This is a genomic window from Asaccharospora irregularis DSM 2635 (assembly GCF_900129815.1).
Lineage (GTDB): Bacteria > Bacillota > Clostridia > Peptostreptococcales > Peptostreptococcaceae > Asaccharospora > Asaccharospora irregularis.
This window is the reverse complement of record NZ_FQWX01000041.1, coordinates 1-16448: the sequence shown is the minus strand read 5'-3', so window position 1 is coordinate 16448 and position 16448 is coordinate 1. Positions and strand designations below refer to the sequence as shown.

Below are 16448 nucleotides of genomic sequence, written 5' to 3'. Positions count from 1 at the left end.
TTTAGGTTCTCAATACACTAGTTCTGAGTTCAGCAACTATACATTAAAAAATAAAATAATTCAGTCTTTTAGTAAAAAGGGGTGTCCTTATGACAATGCCTGTATAGAATCTTTTCATGCCATTTTAAAGAAAGAAGAAGTTTATAGGGTTAAGTATTTTGATTTTGAGTCTGCAAAACTAAGGTTATTTGAATATATAGAAGGTTGGTACAATAGAAAAAGAATTCATGGAAGTATTGGTTTCATATCACCAGAACAGTGCGAAAAAATAGCTAGAGCAAGTTAAAAATTCAATTATTTGTGTCTAAAATATTGACATAGATCCAGATAAGTTTCAAGTGTTTACTTTAACAGCAGACCTTGAAGAATCAGCCACAAGAAGTGAAAGCATCTCCCTAGATTATGATTTTTTTCATTCAGATATGATGCCATCCATCCAGTGCGGAAAGGACTACAGTGTCACCATCATTCCAAGAGATATTAACATCTGGATATCTCGTATTTTCTTAGGTGATGGTGACGGATTTTCCATTCTTTATTATCAGGATGTGGATAGCCTTGTGTACTGGGCAAATGAAGCAGCTTATCGGTGGAAACTTCGAGGCATGTGTATGTGGTCACTAGGGCAGGAGGATTTAAGACTCTGGGAGTGGCTACCAAAACAAATAGAGTAATCAAAGGAACATCTGCAAAAGTGGGTGTTCTTTTTATTTCATCAAAAGGAGGAATTTTAAATGAAAGAAATATGGAACTGGATCCAAGTTGTGATAACAGCAATCGGTGGATTCTTCGGATGGTTTTTAGGAGGAGCAGACGGATTTTTATATGCGCTACTAGTCTTTGTAGTCATCGACTATCTAACAGGTGTCTTATGTGCAATCGCTGATAAGACCCTATCAAGTGAAGTGGGATTTATCGGAATCAGCCGTAAAGTGCTGATTTTTGTTTTAGTGGGTGTGGCCAACATTTTAGATGTCTATGTGATTGGTGATGGGAGCGTACTAAGAACAGCGATTGTTTTCTTCTACTTATCGAATGAGGGGATCTCGCTGTTAGAAAACTCAGCTCATCTTGGACTACCGATCCCAGAAAAACTAAAAGATGTATTAAAACAGCTTCATAACAAGAGCGACGAGGAGGAATAATCATGAAAACTAAAGGAATCGATATCAGCACGTGGCAAAAACCAAGTCAGATAAACTATGACCAACTTGCGAAAGAGGTTGATTTTGTCATTCTACGTGCAGGATACACCGGTCACGGTACAGGAGTGAGTTTACACAAAGATGATGCCTTTGAAAAACACTACAAAGCCTTTCACGAGAGAGGTATTCCTATCGGTGTTTACTGGTACAGCTGTGCCAATACCAAAACCAAGGGCATAGCAGAAGCGAATAAATGCCTAGAAATTATCAAAGGCAAGACCATCTCTTATCCCGTATTTATTGATACAGAGGATAATTATCACCAGCAACCAAGTGGCAAGAAAGCCATTACCGATGCTTTAGTAGGCTTTTGTGAAACCGTAGAAAATGCTGGATATTATGCTGGTATCTATGCGTCTAGTTCTTGGTTTCAAGATTTAACAGAACTGGATCGTATAGCACCTTATGATTTCTGGGTCGCTCAGTGGTCGAGTAAAGAACCGACACTTCGTCATGGTATCTGGCAGTACACAAGCAAAGGTAAACTAAGTGGTTACTCAGGAAACTTAGACATGAATTATGCTTTTAAAGATTACAAAGCGATTATCCAAAGTGCAGGGCTTAATCATCTTGGGAAAGAAGAAAACGTACCTGCTCCTACAGAAAAGAAATCGGTCGAGACGCTGGCCAAGGAAGTCATTCAAGGGTTATGGGGTAATGGTGAAGAACGAAAGAAACGCTTAACAGATGCAGGCTATGATTATGCGGTGGTGCAATCAAAGGTCAATGAAATGCTATCTAGTAAAAAGTCTATTGATGCCATCGCAAAGGAAGTCATTCGTGGCGATTGGGGTAACGGACAAGATCGAAAAAACAAACTTACAAATGCCGGCTATGACTACATTTCGGTACAAAAAAGGGTAAATGAACTCTTGAAATAAGAACTAGTAAGAATGCCTATCAAGGAGTATTTCTCTTTGGTAGGCATTCTTTTTTTCTAAACCGTCAGATTCTATTACCTCCCGTGGCTACTAGGTAGAGGGCAACAAAAAAATCGCCCTTTGGAAAGAGGTGATGGATATGAAACACAATCTCAAAATTAGTGTTTCTAAGAAACCACAGACAGGCGGACTTGTTACCTACCGTAATGTGTCCGTAAGGGAACGAATTCTTCGCTTTCTTTTAGGGAGTAAACAGCGTGTAACGATTGTGATTCCTGGAGATAGCATCGAGGAACTCTCTATCTGTGAAATGACGAAAGGAGGTACTGACCTTGAGCAAAATAAAATTACTGCTTGAAGTGGTAAATGATATGCGAAGTCTTGCTGACAGCATACAGGCGGTTTGTAATGCAATGGCAGAAAGTGATTCTGCTCCCAAAGAAGTGCCTGCCACAAAGACAGAAACAGCAAACGAGCCGGATATCCCACTGGAAAAAGTGCGTATGGTACTTGCTGAAAAGAGCCAGATTGGGTTTACTGCCGAAGTGCGAGGACTCATTCAGAAGTATGGTGCAGACAAGTTAAGTGCTGTTGATAAGGCTTATTATTCTGACATCTTGAAAGATGCGGAGGAGCTTGGAAATGGGTAATCATGCAATATTATCTGCATCCTCATCCCACAGGTGGCTTAACTGCCTACCCTCTGCAAGACTTGAACTGGAGTTTGAAGACCAAAGTGGTGAGGCAGCAAAAGAAGGCACAGCGGCTCATGACCTGTGTGAACACAAACTAAAAAAGGCACTTCATATGAGAAGTCAGCGACCTGTCTCTGAGTATAACTCTGATGAGATGGAGGAATGTACAGATGCTTACGTGGACTTCGTTATGGAACAGGTGGAACTTGCAAAAACAAAATGTAACGATCCAATCGTTCTTATCGAACAGCATCTTGATTTTTCATGCTATGTACCAGACGGCTTTGGAACAGGAGATTGCGTGATTATCGCGGATGACAGACTTCACATCGTAGACTTTAAATATGGGCTGGGTGTGCTAGTCGATGCCGTGGACAATCCACAGATGAAGCTCTATGCCCTCGGAGCACTTGGAATCTATGATCACCTGTATGACATCAAAGAAGTGTCTATGACAATCTTTCAGCCAAGAAGAGAAAATGTCAGCACCTGGACAATACCGGTGGAAGAACTAAAAGGCTGGGCGGAAGAGGAACTAAAGCCTAGGGCGGTCAAGGTCTTCAACGGTGAGGGTGAATACATCCCCGGTCCATGGTGTACCTTCTGTAAAGCGGCAAACAGATGTCGGGCCAGAGCCGAAGAAAAGCTAAAACTTGCAGAGAAAGAATTCAAGATGCCACCTCTGCTGACGGATGCTGAGATAGAATAAATCTTACTTATTCTTCCCGACCTTACCAAGTGGGCGAATGAAATAACAGCCTATGCCACTGATGCAGCAGTCAATCACGGTAAAGAGTGGAACGGTTTTAAAGTTGTGGAAGGTCGCTCGGTTCGCAAGTACAAAGATGAAGGAGCCATTGCAGAAAAAGCCGTGGCAGGTGGATATAAGGACATTTACAGAAAGAGCCTTATTCCGCTGACAGAGATGCAAAAACTGATGGGTAAATCCAAATTTGAGGAACTCCTCGGTGACCTCATTTACAAACCACCGGGTAAGCCGACTCTTGTTCCAAACTCAGATAAAAGACCGGCAATGAACGTAGCAGATGCTAAAAACGAATTTAACGAAATTATGGAGGATTAAATATTATGGCAAATATGCAAAACAAGACAAAAGTTATCACAGGTGTAAACTCAAGATTCTCTTACTTCCACGGTTGGGAGCCTATATCCATTAATGGTGGTGCGGAAAAGTACAGCGTATCCGTCCTTATTCCAAAGGATGACAAGGAAACCATTAATGCCATCCATGCAGCAGTTGATGCTGCCATTGAGGAAGGTATCGCAAAGTTTGGTGGTAAGAAACCAAATAAGGCAGCCATTAAACTACCGCTGCGTGATGGTGATGTAGAGCGTGATGATGAGGCTTATAAAGGCCATTACTTCATCAATGCGAATAGCAAGACAGCACCACAGATTGTAGACAAAAGTGTTAAGCCGATACTGGATCGTAGCGAGGTATACAGCGGTTGTTATGGTAGGGTTTCTCTTAACTTCTATGCTTTCAACTCAAATGGTAATAAAGGTGTAGCTTGTGGTCTTGGTAACATTCAAAAAATTAGAGACGGAGAACCTCTAGGCGGTAAGACTTCTGCAGTAGATGATTTTACGACTCTTGTCGATGATGACTTCCTTGCCTAAAAGGAATAGAAAACTTGATGGTGGTGGAGGTCTTACCTCTGCCACCTTTTTTCATTTAGAAAAGGTGGTAGCTATGAAGAACTTAGAAATTGATATCGAAACCTATTCTTCTACCAATCTACAAAAAAGTGGTGTTTATCGTTACGTAGAAGCAGATGATTTTGAGGTGATGCTGTTTGGTTATGCGGTTGACGGTGATGAAGTTAAGGTCATCGATTTGATGAATGGAGAAAAGATTCCAAAAGAAATCCTAGATGCCTTAACCGATGAAACCATTACGAAGTGGGCATTTAATGCTCAGTTTGAGCGAGTATGCCTTTCACGTTATTTGGGCTATCCCACTGGGACTTATCTAAATCCTTCCTCATGGAAATGTTCCATGGTTTGGTCTGCCTATATGGGACTTCCTCTTTCTTTAGAAGGTGTAGGTGCAGTGCTAGGACTTGAGAAGCAAAAGCTGACGGAGGGTAAAGACCTGATACGATACTTTTGTGTTCCATGTACTCCGACTAAAACAAATGGTGGTAGGACCCGTAACCTACCCACTGATGAAATCGATAAGTGGCAAAAGTTCAAAGCATATAACAAGCGTGATGTGGAGGCAGAAATCCAGATACAACAAAGATTGATCAAGTTTCCAGTGCCAGAGGACATCTGGGATGAGTATCATCTCGACCAAGAAATTAACGATCGAGGCATAAAGGTTGATATGGATTTTGTTAAGCAGGCCATCGCTATGGATGACATCTCTCATGAAAAACTACTAACCGCCATGCAGCAGATAACACATCTCGAAAACCCAAACTCCGTACAACAGATGAAAGGCTGGCTTTCTGAAAACGGTCTAGAGATGGAGACACTCGGGAAAAAGGCTGTCGCTGAGAAACTTGAGGAAACAGATGGTGAACTAAATGAAGTTCTTTCACTTCGTCAGCAACTGGCAAAATCATCGGTAAAAAAATATACAGCAATGGAAAATGCAGTTTGTAGCGATTCTCGTGCCAGAGGAATGTTTCAGTTTTATGGAGCCAACAGAACCGGTCGCTTTGCCGGAAGGCTGGTGCAATTGCAAAACCTCCCTCAAAACCATATGCCAGACTTAAAAGAGGCACGAATTATTGTCAGAAATGGTGATGTTGAAACACTGGAAATGCTCTATGAAGATATACCAGATACCCTCTCAGAACTGATTCGTACATCATTTGTACCAAGAAAAGGTCATAAGTTTATTGTGGCTGACTTTTCAGCCATTGAGGCCCGTGTGCTTTCATGGCTTGCAGGTGAGACATGGCGAACGGATGTATTTGCTAGTGGTGGTGATATCTACTGTGCATCTGCCTCACAGATGTTTGGTGTTTCCGTTGAAAAGCATGGTGTGAACGGTCACTTGAGACAGAAGGGTAAAATTGCTGAATTGGCACTTGGCTATGGTGGTTCTGTTGGTGCATTAAAAGCCATGGGCGCATTAGAGATGGGGCTTGAAGAGGAAGAATTAAAACCGCTTGTGAATGCCTGGAGAATGTCTAATCCCAACATCACACAGTTCTGGTGGGATGTAGATCGGGCGGCTAAACAATGCGTAAAGGAAAATAAATCACAAGAAACCCATGGCATCGAGTTTCATTGTTTTAGTGGCATGCTTTTTATCGTTCTTCCCTCCGGCAGAAGGCTTGCCTATGTAAAACCTCGAATCGGTGAGAATCAGTTTGGTGGTGAGTCTGTTACCTATGAAGGAGTAGGTGGAACAAAGAAATGGGAGCGTCTAGAAAGTTACGGTCCTAAATTTGTAGAGAATATAGTTCAAGCCATCTCTCGTGACATTTTAATGTATTCAATGAAGATGCTTAGTACTTATCGTATTGTGGCTCATGTCCATGATGAAGTCATTATTGAAGTCAATCCTCAAATATCTGTTACTGAAGTATGTAAACAGATGAGTCAAGTGCCACCTTGGGCAAAAGGGCTGCTCCTTGATGCCGATGGCTATGAATGTGACTTTTATCAAAAAGATTAAAGAAATCATCAGATTTCACCTCCTGCCGTGGCTACTAGGTAGGAGGTGTTTTTCTATGAACATTTATAAAGTAAAAGACGGCTGTCCTTTAAAGGGCAAGACCGAGCAGATGACAGAGGAAGAATTACAAAAGGAATATGATTTTCACATAGCGGAGAGCATTGTCGCAAACCTATATAAAGAAGGCAAAATCACAGCGGATGAATTACACAAAATATCAGCCTTGAACAGGCAGAAATTCTCTCCCCGTTTAGCCGAGATTATGTTCTAAAAAGCTTGCTATTAATAGCTTTTAGAGTGATATATGTAATGGGCGAAAGCGAGGTGAGATGATGAAAAAGATAACAAAAATAGATGAACTGCCCCAGGGACAACTACCTAATACGAAACTTAGGGTTGCCGCCTATGCGAGGGTATCAACCGATAGTGATGAACAGCTTGAAAGCCTTAAAGCACAGCGTGAACAATATGAGCGATATATTAAGTCTAACCCAGAATGGGAGTTTGCTGGTCTTTATTATGACGAAGGGATCTCCGGCACCAAGATGGAGAAACGGACTGAACTGCTCCGTATGATACGAGATTGTAAGCAAGGTCGGATTGATTTTATTATCACCAAATCAATCAGCCGCTTTGCTCGTAATACAGTAGATTATCTAGAGTTAGTAAGAAAACTGATTGATATCGGTGTTTATATTTATTTTGAAAAAGAGAATCTAAACACGGGTGATATGGAAAGTGAACTGATGCTTTCTATTCTTTCAGGGTTTGCTGCAGAAGAGTCTGCATCTATTTCACAAAACTCAACATGGTCCATTCAAAAGAGATTTCAAAATGGCAGTTATGTTGGTACTGCACCGTATGGATATTCCAAGGCGGATGGCAAGATGTTTATAGTTTCAGATGAAGCTGAAATCATCAAACGTATTTTTTCTGAATTCCTATCTGGAAAAGGTAGCAGTACCATAGCAAGAGGTTTGAACAAAGATAAGATTCCTGCTAAACGAGGGAATCACTGGAGTTCAGGCACGATCATTGACATGCTTAGAAATGAAAAATATATGGGTGATGTTTTGCTGCAAAAGACTTACACCGATAGTAACTACAATCGCCATCCAAATGCAGGTGAAAAAGACCAGTACTATTACAAGGACAATCATGAAGCAATTATTAGTAGAGAAGACTTTGCTAAGGCACAAGATCTCATTGATGAAAGAGCCAAGATGAAGTGTAAGGGCGTGAAAAAGAACGTTTATCTTAATCGATATGCTTTAAGTGGCAAGATGGTCTGTGGAGAGTGTGGTCGCAATTTCAGGAGAAAGACAAACTACTCAGTTGGTAGGAGTTACATTGCTTGGAGTTGCATCGGTCATATCGAAGACAAAGAGAGTTGCTCCATGTTGTTCTTGCGAGATGGGGAAATCAAAGCCACATTCACAACCATGATGAATAAGCTTGCTTTCAGTAACAAACTAATCCTAGAGCCACTTTTCAAATCAATTAGCCAAATCGATGAAGAAAGCGACCGTGAAAGAATGGATGCTATTGATAAGCGAATGGAGCAACTCATGGAAGAACGCAACACCCTTATTACACTGATGGCCAAAGGTTTCCTTGAGCCAGCTCTTTTTAATCAGGAACGTAATGTCTTGGATAGTGAGATAAAAAATCTTACAACTGAAAAAACAAACCTGGTAACGAACTCTACGAGTGGGGTTTTACGAGCAAACGATATAAAGGACCTCATTGATTACGTGTCAGCAGATAATTTTAATGGTGACTACACGGAAGAACTATTTGAAGAATTTGTAGAGAACATCATTGTAAATTCCAGGGATGAGCTGACATTCAATTTGAAATGCGGTCTTTCCCTGAAAGAAAAGGTGGTGAGATAAATGGCATATATTCCATATGGATACAAAATTCAAGATGGAGTGGTTACTGTCGATGAAAAGGCAGCAGGTCAAGTAAAGGTATTCTTTGAGAAATACATATCAGGACTATCCCTTACAGTGGCTGGCGAACAGGCAGGTATTGATAAGACGCACTCTGTGATGGGACGCATTTTGAAAAACGTCAACTACCTTGGAAATGATACGTATCCAGCAATTATTGATAAAGAGATATTTGATAAAGCTGAAGAAGTTAGAGATAAACGTGCAAAGGATTTAGGACGAGTGGTAGAGCTTGCCGCTTTCACCTCTCCCCCTCCCAAAGAACGATTCAAAATGAAAAAGGCAGATAATAAGATGCCAGTTGATCCTTTTGAACGAGCAGAATACTTATATAGTCTGATAGAAAGCGAGGAATAAAGTGACAGAGAAAAATATAATGGTTATTCCTGCTCGTAAAAGAGTAGGAAGTACAGCCGCAAAAGAAAAGATAAAGAAACTTCGTGTTGCTGCCTATTGCCGTGTTTCTACAGAAACAGAAGAACAAAATTCTAGTTATGAAGTGCAGGTTGCTCACTACACGGAGTTTATAAAGAAGAATACTGAATGGGAGTTTGCCGGAATCTTTGCAGATGATGGGATATCTGGTACGAACACTAAAAAGCGTGACGAATTTAATCGCATGATTGAGGAGTGCATGGACGGTAATATCGACATGGTTATTACAAAATCCATCAGCCGATTTGCACGTAATACTCTAGACTGCCTTCAATACATTAGACAGCTCAAGGATAAGAACATATCCGTTTATTTTGAAAAAGAGAACATCAACACCACGGATGCCAAGGGTGAGGTGCTACTTACCATTATGGCATCTCTAGCGCAGCAAGAAAGCCAGAGCCTTTCACAAAACGTTAAGCTTGGACTACAGTACCGATATCAACAAGGAAAGGTACAGGTCAACCACAAACGGTTTATGGGCTACACCAAAGATGAAGATGGAAATTTAATCATTGTCCCCGAAGAAGCTGAGATTATCAAACGGATCTACCGAGAATACCTTGAAGGTCAGAGCCTGGTAAGCGTTGGTCGAGGTCTTGAAAAGGATGGAATTTTAACAGCTGCCGGAAAACCAAAATGGCGACCGGAATCAGTTAAAAAAATCCTCCAAAACGAAAAATACATCGGAGATGCCCTTCTGCAAAAGACTGTCACAGTAGATTTTCTGACCAAGAAACGAGTGAAGAACGAAGGTCATCTTCCCCAGTATTATGTTGAAAATAGCCATGAATCGATTATTCCTAAAGAACTATTCTTGCAGGTTCAGGAGGAAATTCATCGAAGAAGCAATATCTACACAGGAGAAGGTAAGAACAAACGAATTTATAGTAGTAAGTACGCATTAAGTGCCATCACCTTCTGTGGAGATTGTGGCGATATTTATAGGAGAACCTATTGGAATATTCATGGCAGAAAAGAATTTGTCTGGCGATGTGTGACTAGAATCGAGCAGGGTCCTGAAGTCTGTAAGAACCGAACCGTAAAAGAAGATGAACTTTATGGTGCAGTAATGACTGCGATTAATAAGCTACTTGCAGGTGGGAACAATATGATAAAGACTCTGGAAGAGAATATTCATGCTGTGATTGGTGAAACGACAGAATACCAAATTTCAGAGATTAACAACTTACTGGAGGAAAAGCAAAAAGAACTTATCAAGCTGGCGAACAAGGATCAAGACTATGAATATCTAGCAGAAGAGATTGATGAGCTGAGAGACAAGCGACAGATCCTTTTAGTAGAAGATGCCTCCCTAAGCGGTGAGAATGAGAGAATCAATGAGCTAATTGAATTTATCCGCAAGAACAAATTCCGCACCTTAGAGTATGATGATAAGCTCGTGAGGAAGATAATCCAGAGCGTTACAGTCTATGAAGACCACTTCGTCATAGCCTTCAAATCAGGCATCGAAATGGAAATATGAAAACCAGAAATAAATAGCCCATGACTCTGCGGTAGAGTTGTGGGTTTTCTTTTGCTTGCTGATTATAATAATATTTTAATAACTATTGTGTTTATCAACCAAATGGTTTATAATATTCTTAGCGTTAGCTTGGAGGTGCTGTATGACTACGGCAGAAATGATTAAAGAACTGTGTGAGCAAATGAATATAAGTGTATCAGAGCTTGCCAGACGTATTGGCCAGACTCCACAGAATTTCAATAAGAAATTACAACGAGAAACGGTAACCTTGGATGAGTTGAAAGCCATCGCTGATGTGCTAGGTGTCAAGTTTGTGCAAGCATTTATTTTACCCGATGGGGATGAAATAAAAATATCTAACGAATAAAGGAGGCGGTCTAATATGATGATTAGTCCGGAAAGTTACTATGAAGAGTATCTCAAAGGAAAAACAAAAGAAGAAATAATGACCGCCATCCGAGGACTTAAGCAAGAAATAGGTCACCTCAAAAATTCTATGGAAAACCCGTATGATGGCATGAAAACTGTTATTCATCCAAGTGAAGATACCCGCATTTATTGGAGCCGTGAATATTTGGATATAGCCAAGCAAGCCTATGTTGAGGCTGGCGGAACATATACTTTATCAAAGTCTGAAGAAAAGGCAGCCGATTTTGATGCGAACATAAATGCTATCTGCAAGATCACCTTTAGCATTGGAGGTTACTTTGGTGGTTACCGCAGTTATGTTGTAGAACTATTAGATGGATTGAAAGCCTATACAAAATTATGGGAAGATGAAGAACCTCTATCGTTATGGGATGATGATAACCAGGAGCCATGTACAAAGGATACCTTTATAGCCGCACTAAAGGATCTGCACATCGGTGAGTGGCGAAGACATTATACAACTAAACGCTTCGGATACATGGTACTTGATGGAACACAGTGGGAGTTGGAATTTGAATATAGTAATGGCCATAAGCCAGTAAGATTTGATGGCGATAATTCTTACCCTTATAACTTTGATAAGTTCCAGAGACTATTTGGCATTGATGTTACTGAGGAGGATTAATATGAGTAAATTCGATATTTTGACAAAATATATACCTATGATTCAGACAGACAGTTTTGGAGAATGGGTTATTGATAAAGAAAACGATGGAACACCGGAACATCCAATACAGATGCCTTTTGTGGGGTATTCCGAAATGGTGAGCAACTTTATTGACGATGTTTATACCTTTGAAGAAAGTAATAAAAATATGGAGCTTACTCGCTATGGGGATATTCTCAAAGAAAATGGTCTTGAATGGAGAACCGACTCTATGAAAGATGCTGACGTTTCAAGCTTAAATGCACAGTGTGTGCTTGCGCTTCTTATGGGTGCAGTAAGAGCTGAGCGTTTCTGTGATGGTGCATTACTAGATTTCTTTAAAAATGGCTACATGTTGAAGTGGCTTGAAAGATTACAAAGCATAGAGTAAAGGAGGTTAACTAGTGGATATAAGCAAATTAAAAGAAATGCCATATGATGAGTTGCGTGTTTTATATAAGCAGCATTTACATAGTTTGAACATTTCAAAAGCAACCATAAATACTGCTTCCGTAGATACCTTCTATTTATGGAGAAAGGATAGTAAAACCCTTTTCTGGGATACGGTCTTATCTAATGATTTTGAGAGTGAAGCTAGGTCAAGATTATTGAAAACTCTTTCTGAACACTCGTCAGGTAATGTTAATGCTCTGGTAAGTGGCTATTTGTCTCACCTAAGAAAGTTTCGTTTGTATATAAGTTCTGATAGTACTTGGGAGCAATCTGAAACCAATCAAGTAAAAACAGAAAAAAACACAAATTTACGAAGAACAAAAAAAGATATTGTCATTCCTTCTCCAACGGTTGAGCAAGTTGAGTTTTATCTTACAAAATGGGATGGACTTGAAAATTATCATTTACAAGAGGATGCTCTAAATAAACTGTTTCTAGAACTGTGTCCAAATAATACAGACATTCTAGATATTCTGTTAAAAGCATCAACTCTTAATGATTTTTACAGTACGAACATTTTCTCAATCTATCCGGTAGCTAAGCATATACGCTCCTTAAATATTGATACGAGACTCGATGCTGGTGATGTTACTCTAGTCAGAGATATCCAGCATGTAACGATTAGTAATAAAAAGAGAAGTTTTTACTCTTTTGCCACCAAATATTGTAGTCATCACAATCCACTTGATTATCCTATATATGATAGCTACGTTGATGAGGTGCTACGATATTTTAGAAATCGTGATAACTTCTCAGATTTCCAAAATGATGAGCTAAAAGATTATGTTAGATTTAAAGATATATTGATTGATTTTCGTGGGTTCTATGGCTTGGGCACATATAATCTAAAGCAAATTGATCAGTATGTTTGGCAGCTTGGAAAGGACTACTTCCCGAAAAATTATGGAAAGAAAAAGAGAGGAGACAAGTAGAAATGAAGATTCACTATTTTCAGAGATATCATGCAAAAGAAAATGTAGCTACGGCAAATACGATGTTGCTGTTATCTCGCCTATATCAATATTCCTCTGATAAGTTTTTTCGTTTTTTAAAGTCGGAGTTTTTCTCTGATTCCTTTGAGCCAGAAATCGTATTTAACTTACAAGAGAAGAGTGTTGATAGTATTCCTGATGCGACCATAACACAGGAAAGCTTTAAGATTGTTGTTGAAACAAAAATGTCTGACTGGTTTTATTCTGAACAGCTTATGAGACATTTGAATTCTTTTGGTGATGAGAAGTATAAGGTAATGATTACTCTAGCCCCTGAGATAATGGCAGAAGATAAAAAGAAGATTTTTGAACAACAATTAAAGGAATATAACTCTGCACAAAGTAAACCAGTCATTCATATCAATACAACATTTGAAGGTATAGCAAATGCAATACAAGAAGTGATTGATGATAGGGATTATGAAATGCAGGAGGTTTTGGATGATTATCTGAATTACTGCTATAACGACGGGCTCATTGCTGTTTCAGATTCATGGAAATTTATGAGGATGCAATTGGCAGGAACAACACTAGATTTTAATGTAAGCCAGGATATTTACTATGATAATGCCGACCGAGGTTTTCGCGCACACGATTATTTGAGCTTGTATAAAAATAAAAGCGTACGTGCAGTTGGCAAGATTAGTGCCCGTATCACGGCTGTAGATACTGATAATGGTATGCAATATGAAGTAGAGTTTGGCGAATTGACCGAGGAAAGAAAACAGAAAATTGCAGATGCAATTATTGATGGTGTTCAACATGGATATGATATAAAAAGTAGTAAGCACAGATATTTCTTTGTTGAAAAATTCTATGAGACTGATTTCAAGAAGATCACACCAAGAGCTCCTATGGGAACGAGGGTATTTGATTTAACGCAAGTTCTGGAGACAGAGAATTTACCTGAAACACAGGAAATCGCTGAGTTGTTAAAAAGCAAGACATGGAGTTAATAATCTGGTGCGTTGTTTGTTGTGTTGAAAACCATAATATCATCGCGAAAATTACAAGTACTGTTATAGAGGGATAGAAACTGAAAGGAGCGAAATCTTATGAATAAGGAAATCCACAATAAAGAGGAATCAGAAGAAATTGCTGATGATAAGAATGGAATTGTGACTTGGGTGAAAGCACATAAAAAGCAGCTTGTTCTCATTGGAATAAGCATCCCTACACTTATTGCTATCGTGCTTGGATCGAAGAATAAAGATGCCATAAAAGAATTATTTGATAATTTGAAAGATGAGATAGAAAAGGCAAATCTTTATAGTGGTAAATGGTTTGAAAATGCAACAGATGCAGAACTTGATACAGCACGAGAAAAAGTAAGACTAGACTATTGTTCATCAGGTGATGATTTTAAAGCGGCTTGTAGCCTACAGAACTTACTTGGAAGATTTGATAAAGAGATGAGCAAAAGAGCATGGGGCAATGAAAATCCACATGCACCAAGTATTCATCGTGAGCACGGATGGTATTTATCTAACGATGATTAAAAAGAGCAGGATCACTTAAATAATTGCAAAAAGTCCTGCTTTCTGACATCAGTTAACCAAACTATGAAGAAGGCTAAATTCCTCCAGAAGAGTAGTATTTGGTTTCGATATATTGTCGAGAATCGTAAAGTCGTAGATATGTTCCCACATATGCAAGCCCTCAGTGGATATGTTCCCTCAAAGAGAATTATATTCATGTCCCTAATTTTTGACAGCTATCCACTCATCTCAAAACATGTGGAGTGTGTAGTGTTGATGTCTCGCACATGTAGTGGTGAATAAAAATAAAAGATACTATATATTGTAATTTCGTGTTAGAAATAAGAAAATAGCCTAATTATCATTTATAAAGAATATAAGCTGTAAGTAGGCTTGCTTTGAACAAGGGAGGTGAGCTTGTGGATTCTAAAATCTGGTATATTCCGGCAAAGAATGACTACTTAGAGAAGGAAGTTGGAATCTACTGGCCAGAGTCAGCACAAATGAAAAAGAGCAGTTATATAGCCTTGTAGCACAGATTTCGGCATTAACTCGTGTAGTGGCGAATATCAGCCAATGGCGGATTGCTGATGTGTTCATCGACATTGCATCGGCGAAAGGAAAAATTACATGCCGAGAATTTGAACGATTGTTAAAGGAATGCGAAGCTCACAATATCTCCGTTGTTCTCACAAAGAGAATTATCTGATTTGGCAGAGATACGGTTGAAACACTTTCTGCCTTAAAGCGATTAAAATCCGCTGGTGTAGGAGTGATATTTGAAAGCGAAAATTTAGATACCGATGAGATGGACAGCGAGCTTATGATATCCGTGATGCAATACTTTGCTCAAGTTGAAAACGAGAGCCGCAGTGAAAATATTTCGTCTGGGGGGCTTGCCCATCGTGCAGCCAATGGCACATCTGGCTTATATAACCAGAAACTTTATGGTTATAAGAAAAACAAAGACGGTGAACTTATCATTTGCATCTTATGAAGTTGCTTATCAAATGAAAGAATGCTTTTCACCAATTATAATGGAAAGTGAATTTCGAGCGGTACAAGATGCAAAGAAAAAGAGAAGCAACGTTGTTACAGACGATAATGGTACACATCGCAGCAATAAGAAATATAGTTCGAAGAAAAAGACAAATTAGAATTTGATGAAGTAGATTACGCATATCAATGTGGTTTGTGAATATGGGAAAGGAGAATGAAATGTTATGCCGAAGTTAAACCGATTTGAAATTATTTCTGGAACTTATGTTGAGAAAATTTTTGGTCAATTTCGTATCGGATATTCAATGAGTGATACAACGGATTTTTATGACATGGTTGAATGGTCAAAAAAAGGTGGTTATCGAGGATCAATCATTTCTTTTTATGATTACGATAACGGTAGGATTTACGAGCCATTTCAAAAACAGAGGAATGTGTTATATGGAAAACCTGCTTATTTGAAAAATTACTTTTGGTTTTTGCAAGGAGATTATAACAAAGGGAAAATTACTCTGTTCAGATACCTCCCGGATGAAATCCCAGAAATGATTATACAACTTAATATAGCAGATGTAGATCCTTATAATCTACGAATTATTGGGGAGGATGTCCACATCACAAGCGAAGATGATGATTTTGTCTGCTACTATCCTGAAAGCTTTAGATTTTCCAAGGATTCTCATGAAGGTGTAACGATGATAGCAGACGGAAAAGTATATCTCTCTGCTTGGGTAGAAGAAGGATGGGACGATGAAAACGATTGTGCAAGCGAAGAATACAATTATTATGAGAAAGTGATTGTGAGAGATTTTAATGGGACTGTTTTATCAGAGGAGCTTGGTTCATTGAACCAACGCCCAGATGGAACATGGTGGATATCATAGAATTTCTAAATATCCATATGAGAATATTATGTGCATAATCTTTAGCTTGCCAACTTACAGTTTGATTAAATGTTAGTTTTGCGGGATGCGCATGAAAAGTCAGTAGAATCAATGGTTTTAAGCATAGAGTGGAGATATTCCCTAAATAGCCTAATAATTACATGTGGAGTGCGTGGCATTTATAACGAAAAAATGAAGTCTGGGAAAGCCTTGAGAATACAGAGTTTCATAAAATGAAAGTAATTCTGTCCACTT

At 39.2% G+C, this 16448-nt stretch carries 19 protein-coding genes and 2 pseudogenes; all 21 read left to right on the top strand.

Going from position 1 to position 16448, the window contains the following annotated elements:
- On the top strand, window positions 1-286 hold a 286-nt coding region (locus BUB34_RS11425; RefSeq protein ID WP_143153383.1), incomplete at its 5' end, for an IS3 family transposase.
- A 448-nt stretch (window positions 287-734) separates the two neighbouring features.
- On the top strand, window positions 735-1145 hold the full coding sequence (locus tag BUB34_RS11415) for a phage holin family protein (RefSeq protein ID WP_018659530.1): 411 nt from the start codon (window positions 735-737) through the stop codon (window positions 1143-1145).
- A gap of 2 nt (window positions 1146-1147) precedes the next feature.
- The gene (locus BUB34_RS11410) at window positions 1148-2086 is read left to right on the top strand and encodes a GH25 family lysozyme (protein WP_073127415.1); all 939 of its coding nucleotides are present in this window, start codon (window positions 1148-1150) and stop codon (window positions 2084-2086) included.
- 332 nt (window positions 2087-2418) lie between these two features.
- A complete protein-coding gene (locus BUB34_RS11400) occupies window positions 2419-2736 on the top strand; it encodes an rRNA biogenesis protein rrp5 (RefSeq protein WP_073127411.1) in 318 nt (105 codons plus the stop codon).
- Window positions 2711-3865, top strand: a pseudogene (locus BUB34_RS11395) (DUF2800 domain-containing protein). Before BUB34_RS11400 ends, BUB34_RS11395 begins: the two are co-directional and overlap by 26 nt.
- Before the next feature lie 5 nt (window positions 3866-3870).
- Complete coding sequence (locus BUB34_RS11390) at window positions 3871-4422, top strand: DUF2815 family protein (RefSeq protein WP_073127410.1); 552 nt, start codon at window positions 3871-3873, stop codon at window positions 4420-4422.
- A 73-nt stretch (window positions 4423-4495) separates the two neighbouring features.
- The gene (locus BUB34_RS11385) at window positions 4496-6436 is read left to right on the top strand and encodes a DNA polymerase (RefSeq protein ID WP_073127420.1); all 1941 of its coding nucleotides are present in this window, start codon (window positions 4496-4498) and stop codon (window positions 6434-6436) included.
- 55 nt (window positions 6437-6491) lie between these two features.
- Entirely contained in the window at window positions 6492-6707 is a 216-nt protein-coding gene (locus BUB34_RS11380) for an SHOCT domain-containing protein (RefSeq protein WP_073127408.1), read from the top strand.
- 61 nt (window positions 6708-6768) lie between these two features.
- Window positions 6769-8331 carry a recombinase family protein gene (locus BUB34_RS11375; protein ID WP_073127406.1) on the top strand — a complete coding sequence of 521 codons (1563 nt, stop codon included), beginning with the start codon at window positions 6769-6771 and terminating at the stop codon, window positions 8329-8331.
- Window positions 8332-8748, top strand: a complete 417-nt coding sequence (locus tag BUB34_RS11370; RefSeq protein ID WP_061106162.1) for a hypothetical protein — start codon at window positions 8332-8334, stop codon at window positions 8746-8748. It abuts the gene before it with no gap.
- Window position 8749: 1 nt separating this feature from the next.
- Window positions 8750-10312, top strand: a complete 1563-nt coding sequence (locus BUB34_RS11365; protein WP_425547728.1) for a recombinase family protein — start codon at window positions 8750-8752, stop codon at window positions 10310-10312.
- A 142-nt stretch (window positions 10313-10454) separates the two neighbouring features.
- Complete coding sequence (locus BUB34_RS11360; protein ID WP_002303393.1) at window positions 10455-10679, top strand: helix-turn-helix domain-containing protein; 225 nt, start codon at window positions 10455-10457, stop codon at window positions 10677-10679.
- A 15-nt stretch (window positions 10680-10694) separates the two neighbouring features.
- Complete coding sequence (locus BUB34_RS11355) at window positions 10695-11366, top strand: hypothetical protein (protein WP_073127404.1); 672 nt, start codon at window positions 10695-10697, stop codon at window positions 11364-11366.
- 1 nt (window position 11367) lies between these two features.
- Entirely contained in the window at window positions 11368-11778 is a 411-nt protein-coding gene (locus BUB34_RS11350; protein WP_073127402.1) for a DUF6508 domain-containing protein, read from the top strand.
- A 13-nt stretch (window positions 11779-11791) separates the two neighbouring features.
- Window positions 11792-12772: a hypothetical protein gene (locus BUB34_RS13365; protein WP_200787930.1), complete on the top strand. Its 981-nt coding sequence runs from the start codon at window positions 11792-11794 to the stop codon at window positions 12770-12772.
- A gap of 2 nt (window positions 12773-12774) precedes the next feature.
- Window positions 12775-13788 carry a hypothetical protein gene (locus BUB34_RS11340; protein ID WP_073127400.1) on the top strand — a complete coding sequence of 338 codons (1014 nt, stop codon included), beginning with the start codon at window positions 12775-12777 and terminating at the stop codon, window positions 13786-13788.
- 99 nt (window positions 13789-13887) lie between these two features.
- Window positions 13888-14331: a hypothetical protein gene (locus tag BUB34_RS13360; RefSeq protein ID WP_200787928.1), complete on the top strand. Its 444-nt coding sequence runs from the start codon at window positions 13888-13890 to the stop codon at window positions 14329-14331.
- Between the two features lie 377 nt (window positions 14332-14708).
- Window positions 14709-14843: a hypothetical protein gene (locus BUB34_RS13805; RefSeq protein WP_278276714.1), complete on the top strand. Its 135-nt coding sequence runs from the start codon at window positions 14709-14711 to the stop codon at window positions 14841-14843.
- Window positions 14795-15307 (top strand): annotated as a pseudogene (locus BUB34_RS14020) (recombinase family protein). The gene BUB34_RS13805 and the pseudogene BUB34_RS14020 overlap by 49 nt, the downstream one beginning before the upstream one ends.
- On the top strand, window positions 15216-15467 hold the full coding sequence (locus BUB34_RS13645; protein WP_242948882.1) for a hypothetical protein: 252 nt from the start codon (window positions 15216-15218) through the stop codon (window positions 15465-15467). Before BUB34_RS14020 ends, BUB34_RS13645 begins: the two are co-directional and overlap by 92 nt.
- 66 nt (window positions 15468-15533) lie before the next feature.
- Window positions 15534-16193 carry a hypothetical protein gene (locus tag BUB34_RS11325; RefSeq protein ID WP_073127398.1) on the top strand — a complete coding sequence of 220 codons (660 nt, stop codon included), beginning with the start codon at window positions 15534-15536 and terminating at the stop codon, window positions 16191-16193.
- Window positions 16194-16448 lie beyond the last annotated feature (255 nt).